The organism is Microtetraspora sp. NBRC 13810, from assembly GCF_030268685.1.
Classification (GTDB): Bacteria; Actinomycetota; Actinomycetes; order Streptosporangiales; family Streptosporangiaceae; genus BSRQ01.
Genome location: NZ_BSRQ01000004.1, coordinates 367,539 through 385,960 on the forward strand (window position 1 = coordinate 367,539; position 18,422 = coordinate 385,960).

The window sequence follows — 18,422 nt, forward strand, 5'->3', positions numbered from 1 at the left end:
ATGGTCGGCTTCCTGCAGCAGATCGTCGAGGGGCTCGGCGCGGGGGCGATCTACGCCAGCCTCGCCCTGGCCCTGGTGCTGATCTACCGGTTCACCGGGATCGTCAACTTCGCCCAGGGCGAGATGGCGATGTTCGCCACCTACATCGCCTGGCAGTTCACGGCCGCCGGCGTGCCGTTCTGGCTGGCCCTGGTGCTCACGCTGGCGCTGTCCTTCGTGGGCGGCATGCTCATCGAGCGGGTCGTCATCCGGCCGGTGGAGGGCGCCCCCGAGCTCACCGTGGTCATCGTCACCGTGGGACTGTTCATCTTCGTCAACGCCGCCGCCGGCTGGATCTGGACGTTCCTCATCAAGGACTTCCCCAACCCGTTCCCCGCGGGCGCCTTCGAGGCGGGCGGCCTGCACGTCGGGTACTCCACGCTGGGCATCCTCGCCGTGGTCGGCCTGGTCATGGGCCTGCTGTACCTGCTCTTCCAGCACACCAGGATCGGCCTCGGGATGCGCGCGGTGGCGGCCAACCCCGAGTCCGCCCGGCTCGTCGGCATCCGGGTGGGCTGGACGCTCGCGCTCGGCTGGGGGCTCGCCGCGACCGTCGGCGCCGTGTCCGGGATCCTGGTGGCCCCGCTGCTCTTCCTCGAACCCAACATGATGGGCGGCGTCCTCATCTACGCCTTCGCCGCGGCGACCCTCGGCGGGTTCGACAGCCCGGTCGGCGCCGTGGCCGGCGGCCTGATCGTCGGCGTCGCCGAGACGCTGGCCGGCGCGTACGTCGGGTTCGTCGGGTCCGACCTGAAGGTGGGGGTGCCGCTGGTCATCATCCTCGGCGTCCTGCTGCTGCGGCCCCAGGGGCTGTTCGGCCGAGCGGTGGTGGAGCGGGCATGAGCGGCTCGACCGAAGTGACCTCCAAGGCCGCGTCAGCGGAGACGCCCGGCCGGGGGCGGGCGCCGGGGCGGGCCGCCACCGTGCGGTGGCGGTGGATCGTGGCCGCGCTGCTGCTCGCGGCGGCCTGCTACGCGCCGTTCCAGCTCGTGCCCTTCCACGTCTTCCAGCTCAGCATGGTGCTGGTCTACGCGGTGGCGCTGCTCGGGCTGAACCTGCTGGTCGGCCACGCCGGGCAGATCTCCCTCGGCCACGGCGCCTTCTTCGCCGTCGGCGCCTACACGGCCGCGATCCTGCTCCAGCGGGTCGAGTTGCCGTACCCGCTGACGCTGCCGGTCGCCGCCGCGGTGGCGTTCGTGCTCGGCCTGGCGCTCGGCCTGCCCGCCATGCGGCTGCGCGGCCTCTACCTGGCCCTCGTCACCCTGGCCATCGCGATCTTCCTGGTCCCGCTGCTCAAGCGGTTCGAGCCGCTGACCGGGGGTTCCATGGGGCTGACCCTGGCCAAGCCGGCGCCGCCCGCCTGGACGGGGCTCGCCGAGGACCAGTGGCTGTACTTCCTGGCGCTGGCCGTGGCCGTCGCCGCCTTCCTGCTGGCGCACAGCCTGCTGCGCTCGCGGGTCGGCCGGGCGCTGCACGCGATCCGGGACAACGAGGCGGCGGCCGAGGTCATGGGCGTGCGGCTGTCGTTCTACAAGACGCTCGCCTTCGCCTGGAGCGCGATGTTCGCGGGCGCGGCGGGCTGCGTCTACACATGGGTCATCGGCTTCGTCTCGCCGGACTCCTTCGTCGTCACGCTGTCCATCACGCTCCTGGCGGGCCTCGTCGTCGGCGGCCTGGGGTCGTTCTCCGGGCCGATCCTCGGCGGGCTGTTCGTGATGTTCGTGCCGGGCATCGCCCAGGACGTCAACGACGCGGCGCCCGGCGTCATCTTCGGCCTGCTGATCATCGCCGTGATGTACGTCGCCCCGACCGGTCTCGCCGGCCTGGCGGGACGTGTGACGCGCTCGATCCAGAAGATCCTCCGGAAGGAGTAAGAAATGCGGGTATCTGCGCTCGGCTGTACGGCGGTGACGGCACTCCTGCTGCTGGCCGCGACGGCTTGCGGAGGACGGGAGGAGAACGGAGCGGCCGCCACGGCCACGGGAGCCTGCCAGGGACAGCAGACGACCGGCATCACGGCCACCGGCATCAAGCTCGGCGGCATCTACCCGCTGTCGGGCCCGGCCTCGGCCTACGGCGACATCCCCAAGGGGATCAAGGCGTACTTCGACTACGTCAACGCGGAGAAGAACGGCATCGGCGGCAGGAAGGTGGAGTTCGTCGTACGCGACGACGGCTACCAGCCGCCGAAGGCCGTGGAGGAGGCGCGCAGGCTCGTCGAGCAGGAGCAGGTGTTCGCGCTCTTCCAGACGCTGGGCACCCCCTCGACCACGGCGACGTGGGACTACACCAACCAGCGGAAGGTGCCGCAGGTCTTCGTCGCCACCGGCGCGTCGGTCTGGGGCAGCGACAAGGCCCACCCGTGGACCATCGGCTGGCAGCCCAACTACATCTCCGAGGCACGCGTCTACGCGCAGTACCTCAAGGAGGAGCGGCCGGACGCCAAGGTGGCGGTGCTCTACCAGAACGACGACTTCGGCGACGACCTCCTCGGCGGGTTCAAGAAGGCGATCGAGGGCAGCGGGATCCAGGTGGTCGCCGAGCAGAGCTACGAGGTCTCCGACCCGAGCGTGGACCCGCAGATGCGCAACCTGGCGCAGTCCGACGCCGACGTGCTGCTCAACGTCACCACGCCGAAGTTCGGCTCCCAGGCGCTGGCCGCCGACGCCAGGAACACCGGCTGGAACCCGCTGCACATCGTGAACAACGTGGCCGCCTCGATCACCGTCCTCCAGCCGGTCGGCTTCGAGAACGTCCAGGGCGTCGTGTCCTCCACGTACTACAAGGACCCGAACGACCCGAAGTGGGCGAGCGACCCGGAGATGACGCTCTACAAGGCGAAGATGGGGCAGTACGCGCCCGACGCCGACCCGAGCATCCCCTACCACGCCTTCGGGTGGGCCGTGGCCAGCAGCTTCCACAAGGCGATGGAGGCGGCGAAGTGCCCGACCCGCGAGGGGCTGCGCGACTCCATGCGGAACCTGCAGAACGTCCAGGTGGACATGCTGCTGCCCGGCGTGACGATGAACACCGGGGCCGATGACGGCTTCCCCATCGAGTCCATGCAGCTCATGGAGTTCAAGGGTGAGCGGTGGGAGCTGTTCGGCGACGTGATCGACACCCGTCAGGAGTTCGGCCCCGTCGGCGAGTGACCTCCTCCCGGGACCCGCGCCCCGGCCGCCCTCCCGGCGGCCGGGGCGCTTCCGCCGTACGACCGCTCAGCGTGTCGTCCCGCCGCGCGGCACGGGACGACGGACACTGGAGGCAGGCCGGGGGGACAGCACGGGGGGCGGACCATGCGGCGGGTGGCGTTGGAAGAGGCGTTCTGGTTCGACGGGCTGACGACCGCCGGGTCGTTCACCGGTGCCGGCCGGGTCACACCGTACCGGCCCGAGGCGGTCGAGGGGTACACGCGCAAGCTGACGGACTTCACCGAGTACCGGCTGCCCGAGATGGACGAGCACGGCATCGACGTGCAGGTGCTGTCGCTGACCTCGCCGGGCGTGCAGATGCAGCCGGACGCCGGCATCGCCGTGGACGACGCCCGGCGAGCCAACGACTTCCTCGCCGAGACCATCGCCCGGCACCCGACGCGGTTCGCCGGGCTGGCCGCGCTGCCGCTGCAGGACCCCGAGCGCGCCGCGGCCGAGCTGCGCCGCGCCGTGACGTCGCTGGGCCTGCACGGCGCGCTGGTCAACGACCACACCCTGGGCCACTACCTCGACGAGGAGCCGTACGACGTGGTGTGGGCGGAGTTGGAAGCGCTCGGCGTCCCGCTCTACCTGCATCCGAACGCGGTGCCGGTGGACCGGTGGCGGGTGCTGGAGGGGCATCCCGAGCTGGAGGGCGCGTCGTTCAGCTGGGCGGCGGCAACTGGCGGGCACGCGATGCGGCTCGTCTACGCCGGGGTGTTCGACCGTTTCCCCGGGGTCACCGTCATCCTGGGGCACAACGGCGAGTTCCTGCCCTACCAGCTGACCCGGTTCGACTCCCGGCACCGGCAGCTCGCGCTGAGCCGTCCGCTGGCCAGGACGCCGTCGCAGTATCTCAGGGACAACTTCATGATCACCACGAGTGGCGTCTACTCGCACGCCGCCCTGGTCGCGGCCGTGCAGGCGATGGGCGTGGACAACGTCATGTTCGCCATCGACTATCCCTACGAGTCCACCGCCGAGGCCGCCGCCTTCCTGGACGGCGCCCCCTTCGCCCCGGACGACCTCGCCCGCATCGCGCACGGCAACGCCGACCGCGTGCTCCGGCTGTCCCCGGCGCCGCACTGACCGCCCGGCCGGCGCGCTCTATGCCTGCCGGTCGTATGCCTGCCGGTCGTCCCCCTGCCGGGCGGGCGCGGCGGGCCGGGTCAGGCTCACGGCGACGCGGAGGGCGAGGCCGGTGTTCCTGCGCTGCCCAAGCCGGTGCGCCGCGAGCTCCAGCGCCTCCCGGGACCCGACGAGGACCACCCACGATTTGGCCCTGGTGACCAGCGTGTACAGCAGCCTGCGGCGCAGCATCACCCCGCCGGCCTCGACGGTGACCGGCGCCACCACGAACGGATACTCACTGCCCTGGGAGCGGTGCACGCTGATCGCGTAGGCGTGGGTCAGCTCGTCCAGCTCGTCGAAGGCGTACTCCACCGTCTCGCCGTCGTCGGTGCGGATCTCGACCGACCGGTTCTGCGGGTCGACCGCCGTGACCGTGGCGGTCTCGCCGTTGAACACGCCCTTGTCGTAGTTGTTGCGGATCGGCATGACGCGGTCGCCGGCCCGGAAGACCGACGGCCCCGACCAGTGCTCGGCCACGCCCTCGCGCGCCGGGTTCAGCCGCTCCTGGAGCCTGCGGCCCAGCTCGGCGGTGCCGGTCGTGCCCTTGCGCATCGGGCACAGCACCTGGACCTGGTCCCGGCCGATGTTCTGTTTGCGGGGGATCGCCTCCGTCGCCAGGTGGACCACCCGCTCGGCCACCCGCTCGGGGTCGTCGAGCTCCTCGAACCAGAAGCCGCCCCGGCCGGGCAGCGTGGGCAGCTCCCCCACCCTGATCCGGTGGGCGGCCTGGACGATCCCGCTGTCCTGAGCCTGCCGGAAGACGTGGGTCAGCTGGACGCGCGGGATGTCGGGCACGGCGAGCAGGTCGGCCAGCACGCTGCCCGGCCCGATGCTGGGAAGCTGGTCGCCGTCGCCGACGAGCAGCAGGTGGCCGCCCGACGGGATCGCGGCCGTGAGCCGGGTGGCCAGGTGCAGGTCCAGCATCGACGCCTCGTCCACCACGATCAGGTCGGCCCGCGCCGGCGTCTCCTGGAACAGCGTGCCCTCCTCCTGCTCGGGCTGGCGGGCGAGCATGCGGTGCACGGTCATCGCGGGCAGGCCGGTGAGCTCCGACAGGCGCTTGGCCGCCTTGCCCGTCGGCGCGGTCAGGGTGACCGTGCCGCCCATCGCGCGCACGGTCGCCGCGATCACCTTCACCGTGTGGCTCTTGCCGCAGCCCGGCCCGCCGGTCAGCACGGACACGGTGCTGGTCAGCGCCAGGTTGACGGCGATCCGCTGGTCCTCGTGCAGGCTGCCGTCCTCGGTGAACGGCCGCAGCGGCAGCGTCGAACGGGCCCTGAGCAGCCTGGCCAGGTGTCCCGCCAGCGCCACCTCGCGGCCGTGGTGCTCCTTGCCGTACACCAGCACCCGGCCCGGGTCGTCCGGCGGCGTCTCCAGGACCACCCGGCGCTCGGCCGCGAGCGCGTCGAGCGCCCGGCGGATGGGGGCCTCGTCCTGTTCGACCAGCACCGCCACGGCGGCGATCAGCGCCGGCAGCGGCAGGAAGCAGTGCCCGTCGCGGGCGGCGGCCGTCTCCAGCCGGTCCACGATCGCGGCCTTGATCCGCTGCGGGCTGTTCTCCGGCACGCCCGACCGCAGCGCGATCCGGTCGGCGGTCTGGAAGCCGATCCCCCTGACCTGCCCGATCAGCCGGTAGGGGTCGCCGGTGAGGACGCCGGCCGACTCGTCCCCGTACACCTGGTAGATCTTGGCGGCGAGCAGGGGGCTGATCCCGAACCCCTGCAGGACGACCATCAGCGCGGCGACCGCCTTCTGCTCCGCCCACGCCTGGACGATCTGCGCCTGCCGGGTGGCGCCGATGTTGATGACCTCGCGCAGCCGCTCCGGCTCGGTGTCGATGACCGTGAGCGTCCGCTCGCCGAAGTGGCTGACGATGGCGTGCGCGAGCCGTGGCCCGATGCCGCGGATCAGGCCCGACCCGAGATACAGCGAGATGGCGCGGACGGTGGAGGGGATCACCCGCTCGCACCGCCCGACCAGCAGGCGGCGGCCGTGCCGCGGATGCTCGTCCCACTCGCCGGTCAGCCGCAGCGTCTCCCCGGGCTGCACGCCGGCCAGCGCGCGGCCCGAGGCGACGAACCCGGCCAGGCCGTCGGCGCTCATCCGCGCCACGGTGTACTCGTCCTCGCGGACGAACACCAGGTGCTCGACGGATGCCTCGACATCCGCCGGGCGCGGCTGGGCGGGCACGGTCATCGTGCCCTCCCCTGCGTCATGCGGAATACCTCATCGAGCAGGACACTAGCGGGCTGCTGCGACAATCCCGGCCATCCGCGCCCGGAGCCGCCCAGAGGCGGCGTGCCAGGCGGCGTGCCTAGGCGTCGTCGTCGGAGACCGAGGATCCGCGGTTGCAGGCCGCCGTCGGGGTGCCGGAGTTGAACATGACGTTGCCGCAGACGTTCAGCGGCAGGGAGACCGGTTCGACGATCTCGTCGTTGAAGACGGTCAGCAGGTTCTGGGCCGAGGGGACCTCGGCGGGCTCCGCCGGCTCCGCGGGTTCGGCCTCCACGGGGGGCCGCGGAGCGCGTCCGGGAGCTTCAACGGCGTGGGCGACGGCGGCGGGCCAGCCCAGGAGACCCGCGGCCCCGATGATCAGGAAGGTCTTGAGCACGGCGGCTCCTCTCACTTGGAACGTCGCCCGATCCCGCCGGGGGACGGGACCGGGATCTTTACGTTCAGCGACGTTAGCGCAAAGTGATGACAAAGAGTAGTGCTGCCGTGACTCTTCGTGACGACCGAGGTCGCGGCGCGGTCAGCGGACGGCGTCGGCCAGCGCCTCGGCGATGGCGGCCGCCGGGGCGGGATCCGCCGGCCGCTGTGTGAAGTCGCCGCCGGACTTCGCCGCGTACGGCTTGCCGTAGACCGGCGTGCCGGGCTCGAAGCGCCAGCTCTCGGCGAGCGGGCCGGCGTCCACCGCGTCGAACCCGAGCAGGCCGAGCAGTTCGACGGCCCGCGCCTTGGCGGCGTCGTCGTCCCCGGCGATCGGCAGCGCCGTGCGGTCCGCGGCGCCCGCGGGGCGGGGCAGCGCGGCGAGATGCTCGAAGTAGATGTTGTTGAACGCCTTGACCACGTGCGCGTCCTCCAGATGCCGCTGGAGCAGCTCGCTGCTCGTCGTCTCCTTGGCGTCGAGCTCGGGGAACCGCCCGTCGCGGTCCGGGTAGTAGTTGTTCGTGTCCAGCACGGTCTTGCCGGCCAGCCCCTCCCGCGGCACCTCCCGGTAAGCCTTCAGCGGGACCGTCACCACCACCCAGTCGCCCGCCTCCGCCGCCTGCGCGGGAGTGCCGGCCCTGGCCCGGGGACCGAGCTCGGCCACGAGCCCGGAGAGCGTCTCCGGCCCCCTGGAGTTGCTCAGCACCACGTCCAGCCCCGCTTTCACCGCGATACGGGCCAGCGTGCCGCCTATGAAACCACTGCCGATGAGTCCGAGTGTCGCCATGTACGGTGCGAACCCGTCACAGGCGGGATCTGTTCCCCGTGTCGTTTCGTGACCCGCCGGTCCGCGCCGTCAGTCGCGCTGTCAGCCGCCGTGCCGGTCGCCCTGTGAGTCGCGCTGTCAGCCGCCGTGTCAGTCGCCCTGGTCAGTCGCCGAGGAGCGCGGCCAGGCGTCTGGGGGCGACCAGGCGGTAGCTGTCCTCGACGAGGCCGGCGATCTCGTCCCAGTCCTGTGCGACGTCCAGGCGGGCGCCCACCCATCCGTTGCGGCCGACGTAGGCGGGCACGAAGAAGCGCCCGGGGTCGGAGGACACCAGGGCCTCCTGCACGCCCGGCCCGGCCTTGAACGTCAGCGACCGCCCGTCCTCCGAGGTCATCGCGAAGAGCTTGTCGCGGACCCGGTAGGAGGGCGCCGTGTGCCCGCCGAACGGCTTCTCCACCGCCTCCGGCAGCCCCATGCAGATCTCCCGCACCAGCGATGCGGCCTCGTCATCGCTCACCCGTACCACCCCTTCCGGCTCTGCGCGCGTCCCATCGGACCACACCCCGTCCCGTCCTGGCGAGCCCGCCGCAGCCTGGCGGCCGGTACGGCGGGCCGCCCCCTGTAGTATCGGCTGCCGATATCGGTTTCGTCATTGCCCGGGTGTCCGGTCAAGGGCGGGTGGCACGGGTGCGCGACTTCCTGCGCGGCGCGATACGGCTGCACAGCCGAGGACCGCGCCGCCCTGGCCGAACTGGCCCGCGACACCCACGACACCCACGGCGACTGCGGCGACTGCGACACCTGATCCGGTCACGCGACCGGTTGCCGGGAGCACCGGCCCGTCCCCTTGGCACGCGACCACGGCGGCCTCCTCAGCGCTGTTCATCCGCCGGTCACGCGCCGTATCGCGCACGGATGCCGCGTCGTGATCAGCTCGGGTCGACTCGACTCGACTCGGGTCGGCGCCTCCCACCGGCCACGCCCGAAGGCGGCCCTCTCCCCCGGCGAAGCGAGTGATATCGTCTGCCGATATCGGGTTACGTAAAATTCCGATGGAGGGCACGCGAGGTGAGCCAGGACCAGCTTCCCCGGCACGGCGGCCAGGAGTCGGCGGCGTCCGGGGCCTCCTGGCGTGAGGTGGCGCTGCTGTTCCTCAAGCTGGGCCTGATCGCGTTCGGCGGGCCGGCCGCGCACACCGCGATGATGCGCGACGAGCTGGTGCGCCGCCGCGGCTGGGTCACCGACGAGCGGTTCGCCGACCTCATGGGGGCGACGAACCTGATCCCCGGCCCGAACTCCACCGAGCTGGCGATCCACCTGGGCCACGACCGGGCCGGGCGGCGCGGCCTGATCGCCGCCGGGGTGTGCTTCATCCTGCCCGCCGCGCTCATGGTCACCGCGCTGGCCTGGGCCTACGTGCGCTACGGCGAGACGCCCGCGGTGGCGGGCATCCTGTACGGCGTCGTGCCCGCGGTGATCGCCATCATCGCCCACGCGCTGTTCGGGCTGCTCCGGACGGTGATCAAGTCGGTCTGGCTGGGCGCGCTGGCCGCCGCGGCCCTGGCCGGTTACCTGCTCGGCGTGAACGAGCTGCTGCTGCTGGCGGGCGGCGCGGTGCTCGCGGCGGCGGCTCACCTGCTGCGCCGCCCGCCCGGCGGGCGCCACGGGCTGCTCGCCCTGCCGCTGCTCGCGGCCCACGGGTCGCCGCTCTTCCCCGATCCCACCGGCGCCCAGCTCGCCCAGCTGTTCGCGACCATGCTGAAGATCGGCGCAGTGCTGTACGGCAGCGGCTACGTGCTGCTGGCGTTCCTGCGCGGTGACTTCGTCGAACGGCTCGGCTGGATCACCCAGCAGCAGCTCGTGGACGCCATATCCATCGGACAGGTCACCCCGGGGCCGGTGTTCACCACGGCGACCTTCCTCGGATACCTCGTCGCCGGGCCGATCGGCGCCTTCCTGGCCACGGTGGCGATCTTCCTGCCGTCGTTCGTCTTCGTCGGGCTGCTCACCCGGCTCACCGACGCGCTGCGGTCCAGGGCGTGGACCGCAGCGGTGCTGGACGGTCTCAACGCCGCCGCGCTGGCGCTGATGGCCGGAGTCTCCTACCAGCTCGCCCGCACCTCCCTCGTCGATCCGCTCACCCTGGCCATCGCCGCCGTCACGCTGCTCCTGCTGTGGCGGACCCGGCTGAACAACGCCTGGTACGTCGCCGCCGGCGCGGCCATCGGCCTCGTCCACACGCTGGTCGTCGCCTGACCCCGTGCGCGGCACGGTGAAGGGCTGCCCCATGATGGTCACGGACGGGTGGTGGCCGAGGACACCGGAGGGAAGATGACATCACGGCCGGAGCCGCGTGACGCGGCCGAGGAAACCCCCGGGCCGGCGCCGGTTCCCGTGCCGCCGGGGCTGGTGACGCCGGGTCTGGTGACGCTGGGCTCCGAGGACGCTCCGGCGTGCTCGGACGGCGGCTGCGTGTGGTGAGCGAGGAGAGGTCAATGCGGATCGAAGTGTGGTCGGACGTCGTGTGCCCGTGGTGCTACATCGGCAAGCGGCGGCTGGAGAGGGCCCTCTCCGGCTTCGAGCACGCCGGCGAGGTGGAGGTGGTGTGGCGCAGCTTCCAGCTCGACCCCTCGACCCCCAGGGGCGCCCGGGTGCCGGTGCGCGAGACCATCGCCCAGAAGATGGGCGGCTCGATGAAGCAGGTCATGGCGATGACCGAGCATGTGTCGTCGCTGGCGGCGCAGGAGGGCCTGGCCTACGACTTCGACCGGTCCGTCTCGGCCAACACCTTCGACGCCCACCGGCTGACCCACCTGGCCGCGGCGCACGGCCTGGGCGGCGAGATGCACGAGCGGCTCCTCAGCGCCCAGCTGATCGAGGGTGAGACGCTCGACGACGCCGAGACGCTGGTCAGGCTGGGCGCCGAGGTGGGGGTTCCCGCCGGGGATGCGCGCCGGATGCTGGCCGGCGACGAGTACGCCGAGGACGTGCGGGACGACGTGCGCGAGGCCCAGGCGCTCGGCGTGAGCGGCGTGCCGTTCTTCGTGCTGGACCGCGCGTACGGCGTGTCCGGCGCGCAGCCCGTCGAGACGTTCGCGTCCGCGCTGCGCACGGCGTACGAGCACGCGGGCGCGGCGACCGGCCGGAGCTAGCGGAGCAACCCCCGGCGGGCCGCCCGTCTAGCCGAGCCGCTTGTAGAAGAAGCTGCAGTCCCGGGGGACGCCGGCCGGGTCGCCCGCGTAGCCCGGGACGATGCCGAAGCGGGTCCAGCCGTCGGCGAGGTAGAGGTGTTCGGCGGCGCTGCCCGTCTCGGTGTCCAGGATCAGCAGGGTGATCCCGGCGTCGGCGGCGGCCCGCTCCGCCACGGCCAGCAGGGCGCGGGCCATCCCCCGGCCGCGGGCGTCGCGGCGGACCATCAGCTTGATGATCTGGGCGCGGTACCGGGAGTTGGGCTTGCTCTCCAGGGCCAGGCTGACGGTGCCGGCGATGCCGCCGCCGTCGCGGCAGACCCAGACGAGGAGTCCCCCGCCGGCCACCACCGGGGCCTGGGCCCGCCACCAGGACGCGGCCTCCTCGTGGCCGAAGGGGGCGAGGAAGCCCACGGACGCCCCGTCGTCGACGGTGTCGACCAGCAGCTCCGCGAGGTCCTTGACGCTGCCGGGGAACTCGCCGGCGGACAGGCGTTCGATGGTGTGCATGACGTGCTTCCTTGTCTACGCGGGGATCTGCGCCTCCGCGTCAGGCCGTACGGATTCAGGGCAGGACGACCAGCAGCGCGTACCGCACCGGCGCGGCGCCGAGGCAGCGGAACCGTGAGTCGCCCCACAGCCGGAACCGCAGGCAGTCCCCCGCGCGCACCTCGTACACGTGACCGGCGACCGTGATCTCCATGGCGCCCCTCATGACCCAGATGTGCTGCTCCAGCCCCGGGACGGCGGGCTCCTCGTAGGCGATGTCGGCCCCCGGGCGCAGCGTCCCCTGGACGACCTCGCCGCGCAGGCCCGGATGCGGCGGGGAGACCGACCTGCGCTCGAACCCGGACTCCTGGTCCCGCCACACCGGCTGGGCAGCGGCGCGGACCAGCCTCGGCGGCTCCGTCTCGACCTCGGCCAGCAGGCGTGACATGGTCCGCTCGTAGACCGCGCACAGCCGGCCGAGCAGGGCGGCCGTCGGGCTGATCTCCGCGCGCTCCAGCCGGGACAGCGTCGAACGGCTGATCCCGGACCGCTTCGCCAGCTCGTCCAGCGACCAGCCGCGCTCGATCCGCAACTCCGCCAGGCGCGCGGCCAGCCGCCCGTCCAGTGCGTCCACGCCCACCTCAACCTCTCTCACATGAGAGACAATATCCCATATAAGGGACAGGCGAGGACCCCGGGGCGCGGTGTCCGGCACAGGCGGGACAATGGGCAGGGTCAGCACCGTCGTCTTCCCGAGGAAACGCCTCATGTCACCGTCACCCGGCCGGCCGGCGTCGCCATCGATCCGGCTGGTGCTGGTGGAGGACCACGACATGGTGGCCGAGGCGCTCGGCCTGGCGCTCGGCCGGGCCGCGGGCATCGAGGTGGTGGCGCGGGCGGGGTCGGTGGCCGCCGCCGTGGCGGACACCGAGCGGTGGCGGCCCGACGTGGTGCTGCTCGACCGCCGGCTGCCCGACGGGGACGGCGTCGCGGCGATCCCCCGGCTGAGCGCCGCCGCGCCGGGGGTGCGGGTGCTCGTGCTCACCGGCGAGGCGAGCCCCGCGGTGGCCGCCCGGGTCGCGGAGGCGGGCGGCGCGGGCCTGATCGTGAAGTCCGCCGGGCTGCGCAAGCTGGAGTCGGCCGTCCGCGAGGTCGCCGCGGGCGGGGCGGTCTTCGAGCACGCCCTGCTGGCCGGGGTGCTGAACCGGCTGACCGGCCGGGCACGGGGCTCGGGGGCGGAGCTGACCGCGCGGGAGCGGGAGACGCTGCTGCTGCTCGCCGAGGGGGCGAGCACCGGCCAGATCAGCGAGCGGCTCGGCGTGGCGCACAACACCGCGCGCAACCACATCCAGCGGGTGCTGGAGAAGCTCGGCGCCCGTTCGAAGCTGGAGGCGGTGGCGGTAGCCCGGCGCGAGGGCCTGCTCGACTGATGCATTCGCACTATGTGATGTGACGCGGCTGCGTCTCGTGAGGTGCCGCCGGTGTGCCCGACAGTGTGAGGATGGGTATGCAGGCCGGGGGGTGTGAGGACGAGCGCGCCCTCGCCGAGGAACTCGGCAGCATCACGGTGGCGCGCGACGCGGCCCGTCGTACCCTGACGGAAGGCGCTTATCTGGGCAACCAGGAGGACGTGCTCCTCGTGGTCACCGAGCTGGTCACCAACGCGCTGCTCCACGGCGGCGGCCCGCTGACGCTGCGGCTGTCGGTGCACCCCTCGCGGGTCCGGGTCGAGGTCGGCGACGCGGGTGAAGAGCTGCCCGAGCCGCGCGAGCCCGGCCCGGCGGACGGCTGGGGCCTGCACGTCGTCGGCCGCCTCTGCACGGACTGGGGAGTCTCCCCGCAGCCGGGCGGGAAAGTGGTGTGGTGCGAGTTGTCCCCGCAGCCCGCCACGGTTCCGGCCGCGGGCCCGGGAGCCGTGACCTGACCGATGACCTCCCCCGCGGCGGCGCCGACCTGCGGTGGTGACCTTCGCCCGGCCGTGCGAAGCTGCGGTATGCCCGACTCCAGCTCGCGCCCGTCCCGCGTCACCGACCTCTCCGAAAGGGACGCCCGGCTCCTGCTCGACAACATCGTGGACTACGCGATCTTCATGCTGGACCGCGAAGGACGCATCGTCAGCTGGAGCGCCGGAGCCGAACGCATCAAGGGATACGCCGCGCAGGACATCATCGGCAGGCACTTCTCCGTCTTCTACCCCCCGGAGGACATCGCCGCCGACAAACCACGACGCGAACTCGAAACCGCCGTCGCCGAAGGCCGCCTCGAAGACGAAGGCTGGCGACTCCGCAACGACGGCACCCGCTTCTGGGCCAACGTCGTCATCACCGCCCTCTACGACCAGCACGGCGAACTCCGCGGATTCGGCAAGGTCACCCGCGACATGACCGAACGCCGCATGGCCGACCTGGCGCTGCGCGACAGCGAGGACCGCTTCCGGCTGATGGTGCAGAACGTCGTGGACTACGCGATCTTCATGCTGGACCGCCAAGGACACATCGTCAGCTGGAACGCCGGAGCCGAACGCATCAAGGGATACGCCGCGCAGGACATCATCGGCAGGCACTTCTCCGTCTTCTACCCCCCGGAGGACATCGCCGCCGACAAACCACGACGCGAACTCGAAACCGCCGTCGCCGAAGGCCGCCTCGAAGACGAAGGCTGGCGACTCCGCAACGACGGCACCCGCTTCTGGGCCAACGTCGTCATCACCGCCCTCTACGACCAGCACGGCGAACTCCGCGGATTCGGCAAGGTCACCCGCGACATGACCGAACGCCGCACCGCCGAGCGCGCCCTGGACGAGCGGGGCAAGCTGCTCACCCATCTGGTGCACGCACAGGAGCTGGAGCGGCGCCGGATCGCCTGGGACGTGCACGACGACACGATCCAGTCCATGGTGGCCGTCGGGATGCGCCTGCAACTGCTGGCCGGCGGCCTGCCCGCGGAGCACGAGGACGCCGTGCTCAGGCTCAACGAGACGGTGACCGCGGCGATCGGCCGGCTGCGCAACCTCACCTTCCACCTGCGACCGCCGGAGATCGAGCGCGACGGGCTGGTGGCCGCGCTGTCAGGCTATCTGAAGCAGACGACGGCGGGCACCGGCCTGAGATACACCCTGCGGCACGAGCTGGACCGCGAGCCGCCCTACGAGACCGCGATCACGATCTTCCGCATCTGCCAGGAGGCGCTGACCAACGTGCGCAAGCACGCGCACGCGAGCCGGGTGACCCTGACCCTGTCGTCGGTGGACCACGGCGTCACGGTCCGCCTCGCCGACGACGGCGCGGGGTTCGCCCGCCCGCTCGACGCGGTGGCCGACACCGGGCACTTCGGGCTGATCGAGATGCGGGAGCGCGCCGAGACGGCCGGCGGCTGGTGGAGCATCCGCGGGGTGCCGGGCAACGGCACGACGGTGGAGTTCTGGCTTCCCGCCCTGTGGCGCGGCGAGGAGAACCGCCTGCCATGACCGAGACCCCCGGACGGGTGGTGACCGTACTCATCGGCGACGACGAGCCGTTGATCCGCGAGGTGCTGCGCGAAGTGCTCCAGGCCGAACCCGACCTCGACGTGGTCGCGGTCGCCCGCGACGCCGAGGAGGCCATCGAACTCGCCGGGCGGCACGCCCCCGCCATCGCCATCCTGGACGTGCGGATGCCGGCCGGCGGCGGCGCGCACGCCGCCCGGGGGATCCGCCGCCGCTCGCCGGGGACCCGGATCATGGCGTTTTCCGCCTACGGCGACGCCGGCTCGGTCGACCAGATGCGGCTGGCGGGCGTGACCGAATACCTGCTCAAGGGCCTGCCGAACGCCGACATCGTGGCGGCCGTACGCCGAATGGCCACTGATGACTGACCCGGGGATTCGCCGTCACCCGGTTGGCCGACTCACCACCGGTGTTCTACGGTGGACGCAGACATGAGGCGGGATGGGAGGACTGGCTGTAGGACTTGAGCCAAGAACCCTTCGCTCCGGACCGGCCTCTCCTACCGGCTGGAAGTAGGTTCCATGGCTGATCCGACGACAGTCGACCGGCTGGCGCCAGGTGATCATGTCTGCTGGACTTTCGACGACCACGAGCGTCATCTGAAGGCGCTTGCGCGTTTCGTCCGCAGTGGCCTGAATCGCAACGACCAGGTTCTCTACTTCACGGACACCTTCCTGCCCGACGCCTTCCTCGCCGCGCTCGACGCGTACGGCGTGGCCGTCGCGGCGCCGCAGCGCACCGGCCAGCTCCAGGTGACCATCGCCAGCGAGTCCTACCTCGCCGGAGGCGCGTTCGACGCCGAGCGGGCGTTGCGCGGGTGGAACAAGGCGATCGACGAGGCGCGCGGGCAGGGGTACGCCGGGCTGCGGGTGGCCGCCGACATGGGGTGGACCGTCCGCCCGGTGCCCGGCGTGGACAATCTGGCCTGGTACGAGGCACAGGCCAACCGCATCTTCTCCGGGGCGGAGGCGATCGCGCTGTGCTGCTACGACCGCCGTCTGTTCACCGCGGCCGAGCTGGACCGGGTCGGCGCGGCCCACCCGGGTACCGCCCGCGCCGGAGCGGGGAGCGTGGAGGAGTGGACGCCGCTGCTGCGCATGCGCCGCAGCGGCCCGATGCTCACGCTGACCGGCGAGGCCGACCTGTCCAACCGGGAGGCCCTCTCCACGGTGCTCGCCCATCTGCTCGCCGACGCGGGCGACCACGAGGGACCCGTCACCATCGACGTCGGCGGCCTGACCTTCGTCGACATCGGCACCGCCCGGCTGCTCGCCGCCGCCGTCCAGGCCGACCCGGCCCGGGTCCGGCTGGTCGGGGTCGGGTCGCCGGTCGCCGACTTGCTGGCCGTGCTCGACCACGATCCGGTCCCGCTGCCGGTCTTCGACACGGATCACGTATAACAGTCTGTCGTCCTGCCCCTGCCCGGTTCGGCCCTACGTCAACTCCATGCTGGAGTCCCTGCGCGAGTCCACCCGGGCCAACCAGGAACAGGACTGGCTCAAGACCAACCTGGCCCGCATCTCCGGCCTCATGCAGGGCCACCGGGATCTCGCGGTCGTCGCCGAGCTGGTGATGAACGAGCTGGCCCCGCTGGTGTCCGCGCAGAACGGCACTTTCCTGCTGGCCGAGGAGTACGCGGGGAAGGTCGAGCTGAGGGTCGTCGGCTGCTACGGCCACCTGGAGACCTCCCGCCGGTACGCGTTCGGCGAGTCGCTGGTCGGGCAGGCCGCGCTGGCGAAGCGGACGATCCTGGTGGAGGACATCGCCTCCGGTTACCTCACGGTCTCCTCCAGCCTGGGCCAGGCCGGGCCGGTCAACCTGATCATCCTGCCCATCGTGGTGGAGGACCAGGTGCTCGGCGTGATCGAGCTGGCCAGTCTGGGCCGCTACTCCAAGGTGCACCGCGACTTCCTGGAGCAGCTCGTCGAGACCATCGGGGTCAACGTCAACACGATCGTGGCCAACGCCCGCACCGACGCCCTGCTGGCCGAGTCGCAGCGGCTGGCCACCGAGTTGCAGGTCGGCCAGGAGGAGCTCCAGCGGTCCAACGCCGAGCTGGAGGAGAAGGCCGAGCTGCTGGCCCAGAACCCGACCCGCAACCTCACGCCCAAGCAGGTGGAGTACGCCAACGTCATCCACTCGGCCGGCACCGACCTGCTCCAGCTCATCAACGACATCCTCGACCTGTCCAAGATCGAGGCCGGCAAGATGGACATCTCCCCCGAGCCGCTGCCGCTGCGCCAGCTGCTGGACTACGTGGAGGCGAACTTCCGGCCACTGACCACCGAGAAGGGCCTGGAGTTCGGCATCACGGTCGCCGCGGACGTGCCGGCCGTACTGCTGACCGACGAGCAGCGTGCGCGGGCTGGACGACGATCCCGCCCTGCGCGCGCTGCCGGTGCTCGCCCACCACTCGCGCAAGCTGTCAGGAAGTCGGCCGCCGCGTCGTGCGGCATCCCCAGGTCGAGCACGATGCAGTGGTAGTCGTTCGCGTTCAGCAGCCGCAGGGCGTCGGCCGCGTCGGCCGCCGCCGACACCTGGACCGGGCCGTAGGTGTCGGCCAGGTCGGCCACCACGCTCTGGGCCAGCATGGACAGCAGGCCGCCGGCCCGGCCCTCCTGACCAGCAGGCGGCGCACCTCCCCGCCGGAGGGCGAGCCGGAGCCCGCCGAGTCCTCCGCAGCCGGGGAAGGGCCGGCCCGGACGATCTCCGGAGCCGGTTTCCTGTCCACCCGGCCGGCCGTGACGTGCGTCGTCGGCAGGTAGAAGGTGAACGTGCTGCCCTCGCCCAGGCTGCTCTCCGCGTTGATCTCGCCGCCGAGCAGGGTCGCGATCTCCCTGCTGATGGACAGGCCGAGGCCGGTGCCGCCGTACTTCCGGCTCGTGGTGCCGTCGGCCTGCTGGAAGGCGTCGAAGATCTGGGACAGCTTGTCCGCCGGGATGCCGATGCCGGTGTCCTGCACGTGGAAGGCGAGGACCCGCTGCCCGCTCCGGCTCGCCTGGCCCGTCCCGGAGGCGACCTCGATCCTCAGCTCGACCGCGCCCGTCTCGGTGAACTTCACCGCGTTGGACAGCAGGTTGCGCAGCACCTGGCGCAGCCGACGACGTCCGCAACGTCTTCGCGCTGACCACCATCCTGGAGCTGCACGGCATGGAGGTGCTCTACGCGGAGAACGGCCGCAAGGGCATCGAGATGCTGAGCGCCTACCCGGACGTGGACCTGGTGCTGATGGACATCATGATGCCGGAGATGGACGGCTACGCCGCCACGGCGGCGATCCGCTCGATGCCGCACTTCGTGCACCTGCCGATCATCGCGGTCACGGCCAAGGCGATGCACGGCGACCGGGAGAAGACGCTGTCCGCGGGGGCGAGCGACTACGTCACCAAGCCGGTGGACGCCGAGGAGCTGATCTCCTGTATGCAACGCTGGGTGGAGCTCAGCGGCAACGGCGCGAAATGAGAAGAGCCTACGAGCACAATGTC

The 18,422-nt window shown here is 71.8% G+C and carries 20 protein-coding genes and 1 pseudogene; 14 read left to right on the forward strand and 7 right to left on the reverse strand.

Annotated elements, in window-relative coordinates; translation table 11 throughout:
• The 4 genes from QSK26_RS11315 (at position 1) to QSK26_RS11330 (ending at position 4,319) form a co-directional block, all read left to right on the forward strand.
• Entirely contained in the window at positions 1-882 is an 882-nt protein-coding gene (locus QSK26_RS11315; RefSeq protein WP_285775001.1) for a branched-chain amino acid ABC transporter permease, read from the forward strand.
• Positions 879-1,913, forward strand: a complete 1,035-nt coding sequence (locus tag QSK26_RS11320) for a branched-chain amino acid ABC transporter permease (protein WP_285775002.1) — start codon at positions 879-881, stop codon at positions 1,911-1,913. The genes QSK26_RS11315 and QSK26_RS11320 overlap by 4 nt, the downstream gene beginning before the upstream one ends.
• A gap of 3 nt (positions 1,914-1,916) precedes the next feature.
• Positions 1,917-3,191, forward strand: coding sequence for an ABC transporter substrate-binding protein (locus QSK26_RS11325; RefSeq protein ID WP_285775003.1), 1,275 nt, complete (start codon positions 1,917-1,919; stop codon positions 3,189-3,191).
• Positions 3,192-3,335: 144 nt separating this feature from the next.
• Positions 3,336-4,319, forward strand: a complete 984-nt coding sequence (locus QSK26_RS11330) for an amidohydrolase family protein (RefSeq protein ID WP_502888691.1) — start codon at positions 3,336-3,338, stop codon at positions 4,317-4,319.
• 18 nt (positions 4,320-4,337) lie between these two features.
• On the opposite strand, the gene recD2 is transcribed toward QSK26_RS11330, so the two are convergent.
• The 4 genes from recD2 to QSK26_RS11350 form a co-directional block, all read right to left on the reverse strand.
• A complete protein-coding gene (gene recD2, locus QSK26_RS11335; protein WP_285775005.1) occupies positions 4,338-6,557 on the reverse strand; it encodes an SF1B family DNA helicase RecD2 in 2,220 nt (739 codons plus the stop codon).
• Positions 6,558-6,675: 118 nt separating this feature from the next.
• Positions 6,676-6,972 (reverse strand): hypothetical protein, encoded by a 297-nt coding sequence (locus tag QSK26_RS11340; protein WP_285775006.1) that lies wholly within the window; start codon positions 6,970-6,972, stop codon positions 6,676-6,678.
• A 141-nt stretch (positions 6,973-7,113) separates the two neighbouring features.
• Positions 7,114-7,797 (reverse strand): NADPH-dependent F420 reductase, encoded by a 684-nt coding sequence (locus QSK26_RS11345; protein ID WP_285775007.1) that lies wholly within the window; start codon positions 7,795-7,797, stop codon positions 7,114-7,116.
• A gap of 142 nt (positions 7,798-7,939) precedes the next feature.
• On the reverse strand, positions 7,940-8,293 hold the full coding sequence (locus QSK26_RS11350; RefSeq protein WP_285775008.1) for an MmcQ/YjbR family DNA-binding protein: 354 nt from the start codon (positions 8,291-8,293) through the stop codon (positions 7,940-7,942).
• Between the two features lie 551 nt (positions 8,294-8,844).
• Between QSK26_RS11350 and chrA the strand changes: the two genes are divergently transcribed.
• From chrA to QSK26_RS11365, 3 genes are all read left to right on the forward strand, one after another.
• Positions 8,845-10,032, forward strand: a complete 1,188-nt coding sequence (gene chrA / locus QSK26_RS11355) for a chromate efflux transporter (protein ID WP_285775009.1) — start codon at positions 8,845-8,847, stop codon at positions 10,030-10,032.
• A gap of 75 nt (positions 10,033-10,107) precedes the next feature.
• Entirely contained in the window at positions 10,108-10,257 is a 150-nt protein-coding gene (locus tag QSK26_RS11360) for a hypothetical protein (RefSeq protein ID WP_285775010.1), read from the forward strand.
• Between the two features lie 14 nt (positions 10,258-10,271).
• A complete protein-coding gene (locus QSK26_RS11365) occupies positions 10,272-10,928 on the forward strand; it encodes a DsbA family oxidoreductase (protein ID WP_285775011.1) in 657 nt (218 codons plus the stop codon).
• A 27-nt stretch (positions 10,929-10,955) separates the two neighbouring features.
• Here the strand turns inward: QSK26_RS11365 and QSK26_RS11370 are convergent, their stop codons facing one another.
• On the reverse strand, positions 10,956-11,474 hold the full coding sequence (locus tag QSK26_RS11370; protein WP_285775012.1) for a GNAT family N-acetyltransferase: 519 nt from the start codon (positions 11,472-11,474) through the stop codon (positions 10,956-10,958).
• A gap of 55 nt (positions 11,475-11,529) precedes the next feature.
• Complete coding sequence (locus QSK26_RS11375) at positions 11,530-12,108, reverse strand: helix-turn-helix domain-containing protein (protein WP_285775013.1); 579 nt, start codon at positions 12,106-12,108, stop codon at positions 11,530-11,532.
• A 112-nt stretch (positions 12,109-12,220) separates the two neighbouring features.
• Between QSK26_RS11375 and QSK26_RS11380 the strand changes: the two genes are divergently transcribed.
• The 6 genes from QSK26_RS11380 (at position 12,221) to QSK26_RS11405 (ending at position 17,421) form a co-directional block, all read left to right on the forward strand.
• Positions 12,221-12,883, forward strand: a complete 663-nt coding sequence (locus QSK26_RS11380; protein WP_285775014.1) for a response regulator transcription factor — start codon at positions 12,221-12,223, stop codon at positions 12,881-12,883.
• 71 nt (positions 12,884-12,954) lie between these two features.
• Positions 12,955-13,377 (forward strand): ATP-binding protein, encoded by a 423-nt coding sequence (locus QSK26_RS11385; RefSeq protein WP_285775015.1) that lies wholly within the window; start codon positions 12,955-12,957, stop codon positions 13,375-13,377.
• Between the two features lie 69 nt (positions 13,378-13,446).
• Positions 13,447-14,919, forward strand: a complete 1,473-nt coding sequence (locus QSK26_RS11390; RefSeq protein ID WP_285775016.1) for a PAS domain-containing sensor histidine kinase — start codon at positions 13,447-13,449, stop codon at positions 14,917-14,919.
• A complete protein-coding gene (locus QSK26_RS11395; RefSeq protein ID WP_285775017.1) occupies positions 14,916-15,305 on the forward strand; it encodes a response regulator in 390 nt (129 codons plus the stop codon). Before QSK26_RS11390 ends, QSK26_RS11395 begins: the two co-directional genes overlap by 4 nt.
• Before the next feature lie 153 nt (positions 15,306-15,458).
• Entirely contained in the window at positions 15,459-16,337 is an 879-nt protein-coding gene (locus QSK26_RS11400; RefSeq protein ID WP_285775018.1) for an MEDS and STAS domain-containing protein, read from the forward strand.
• 46 nt (positions 16,338-16,383) lie between these two features.
• Positions 16,384-17,421, forward strand: a complete 1,038-nt coding sequence (locus QSK26_RS11405; protein ID WP_285775019.1) for a GAF domain-containing protein — start codon at positions 16,384-16,386, stop codon at positions 17,419-17,421.
• 10 nt (positions 17,422-17,431) lie between these two features.
• Here QSK26_RS11405 and QSK26_RS41765 read toward each other — a convergent pair whose 3' ends face one another.
• Entirely contained in the window at positions 17,432-18,025 is a 594-nt protein-coding gene (locus tag QSK26_RS41765; RefSeq protein ID WP_352244312.1) for an ATP-binding protein, read from the reverse strand.
• An 11-nt stretch (positions 18,026-18,036) separates the two neighbouring features.
• On the opposite strand from QSK26_RS41765, the pseudogene QSK26_RS11415 reads away from it, so the two are divergent.
• Positions 18,037-18,399 (forward strand): annotated as a pseudogene (locus QSK26_RS11415) (response regulator); the annotation flags it as partial.
• Between the last annotated feature and the right edge of the window lie 23 nt (positions 18,400-18,422).

Excerpts from the sequence above, each read along its gene's own strand:
- QSK26_RS11315 (WP_285775001.1), top strand. The coding sequence starts at position 1 with ATGGTCGGCTTCCTGCAGCAGATCGTCGAGGGGCTCGGCGCGGGGGCG.
- QSK26_RS11320 (WP_285775002.1), top strand. The coding sequence starts at position 879 with ATGAGCGGCTCGACCGAAGTGACCTCCAAGGCCGCGTCAGCGGAGACG.
- QSK26_RS11325 (WP_285775003.1), top strand. The coding sequence starts at position 1,917 with ATGCGGGTATCTGCGCTCGGCTGTACGGCGGTGACGGCACTCCTGCTG.
- QSK26_RS11330 (WP_502888691.1), top strand. The coding sequence starts at position 3,336 with ATGCGGCGGGTGGCGTTGGAAGAGGCGTTCTGGTTCGACGGGCTGACG.
- recD2 (WP_285775005.1), bottom strand. The coding sequence starts at position 6,557 with ATGACCGTGCCCGCCCAGCCGCGCCCGGCGGATGTCGAGGCATCCGTC.
- QSK26_RS11345 (WP_285775007.1), bottom strand. The coding sequence starts at position 7,797 with ATGGCGACACTCGGACTCATCGGCAGTGGTTTCATAGGCGGCACGCTG.
- QSK26_RS11360 (WP_285775010.1), top strand. The coding sequence starts at position 10,108 with ATGACATCACGGCCGGAGCCGCGTGACGCGGCCGAGGAAACCCCCGGG.
- QSK26_RS11365 (WP_285775011.1), top strand. The coding sequence starts at position 10,272 with ATGCGGATCGAAGTGTGGTCGGACGTCGTGTGCCCGTGGTGCTACATC.
- QSK26_RS11370 (WP_285775012.1), bottom strand. The coding sequence starts at position 11,474 with ATGCACACCATCGAACGCCTGTCCGCCGGCGAGTTCCCCGGCAGCGTC.
- QSK26_RS11380 (WP_285775014.1), top strand. The coding sequence starts at position 12,221 with ATGTCACCGTCACCCGGCCGGCCGGCGTCGCCATCGATCCGGCTGGTG.
- QSK26_RS11385 (WP_285775015.1), top strand. The coding sequence starts at position 12,955 with ATGGGTATGCAGGCCGGGGGGTGTGAGGACGAGCGCGCCCTCGCCGAG.
- QSK26_RS11390 (WP_285775016.1), top strand. The coding sequence starts at position 13,447 with ATGCCCGACTCCAGCTCGCGCCCGTCCCGCGTCACCGACCTCTCCGAA.
- QSK26_RS11395 (WP_285775017.1), top strand. The coding sequence starts at position 14,916 with ATGACCGAGACCCCCGGACGGGTGGTGACCGTACTCATCGGCGACGAC.
- QSK26_RS11400 (WP_285775018.1), top strand. The coding sequence starts at position 15,459 with ATGGCTGATCCGACGACAGTCGACCGGCTGGCGCCAGGTGATCATGTC.
- QSK26_RS11405 (WP_285775019.1), top strand. The coding sequence starts at position 16,384 with ATGCTGGAGTCCCTGCGCGAGTCCACCCGGGCCAACCAGGAACAGGAC.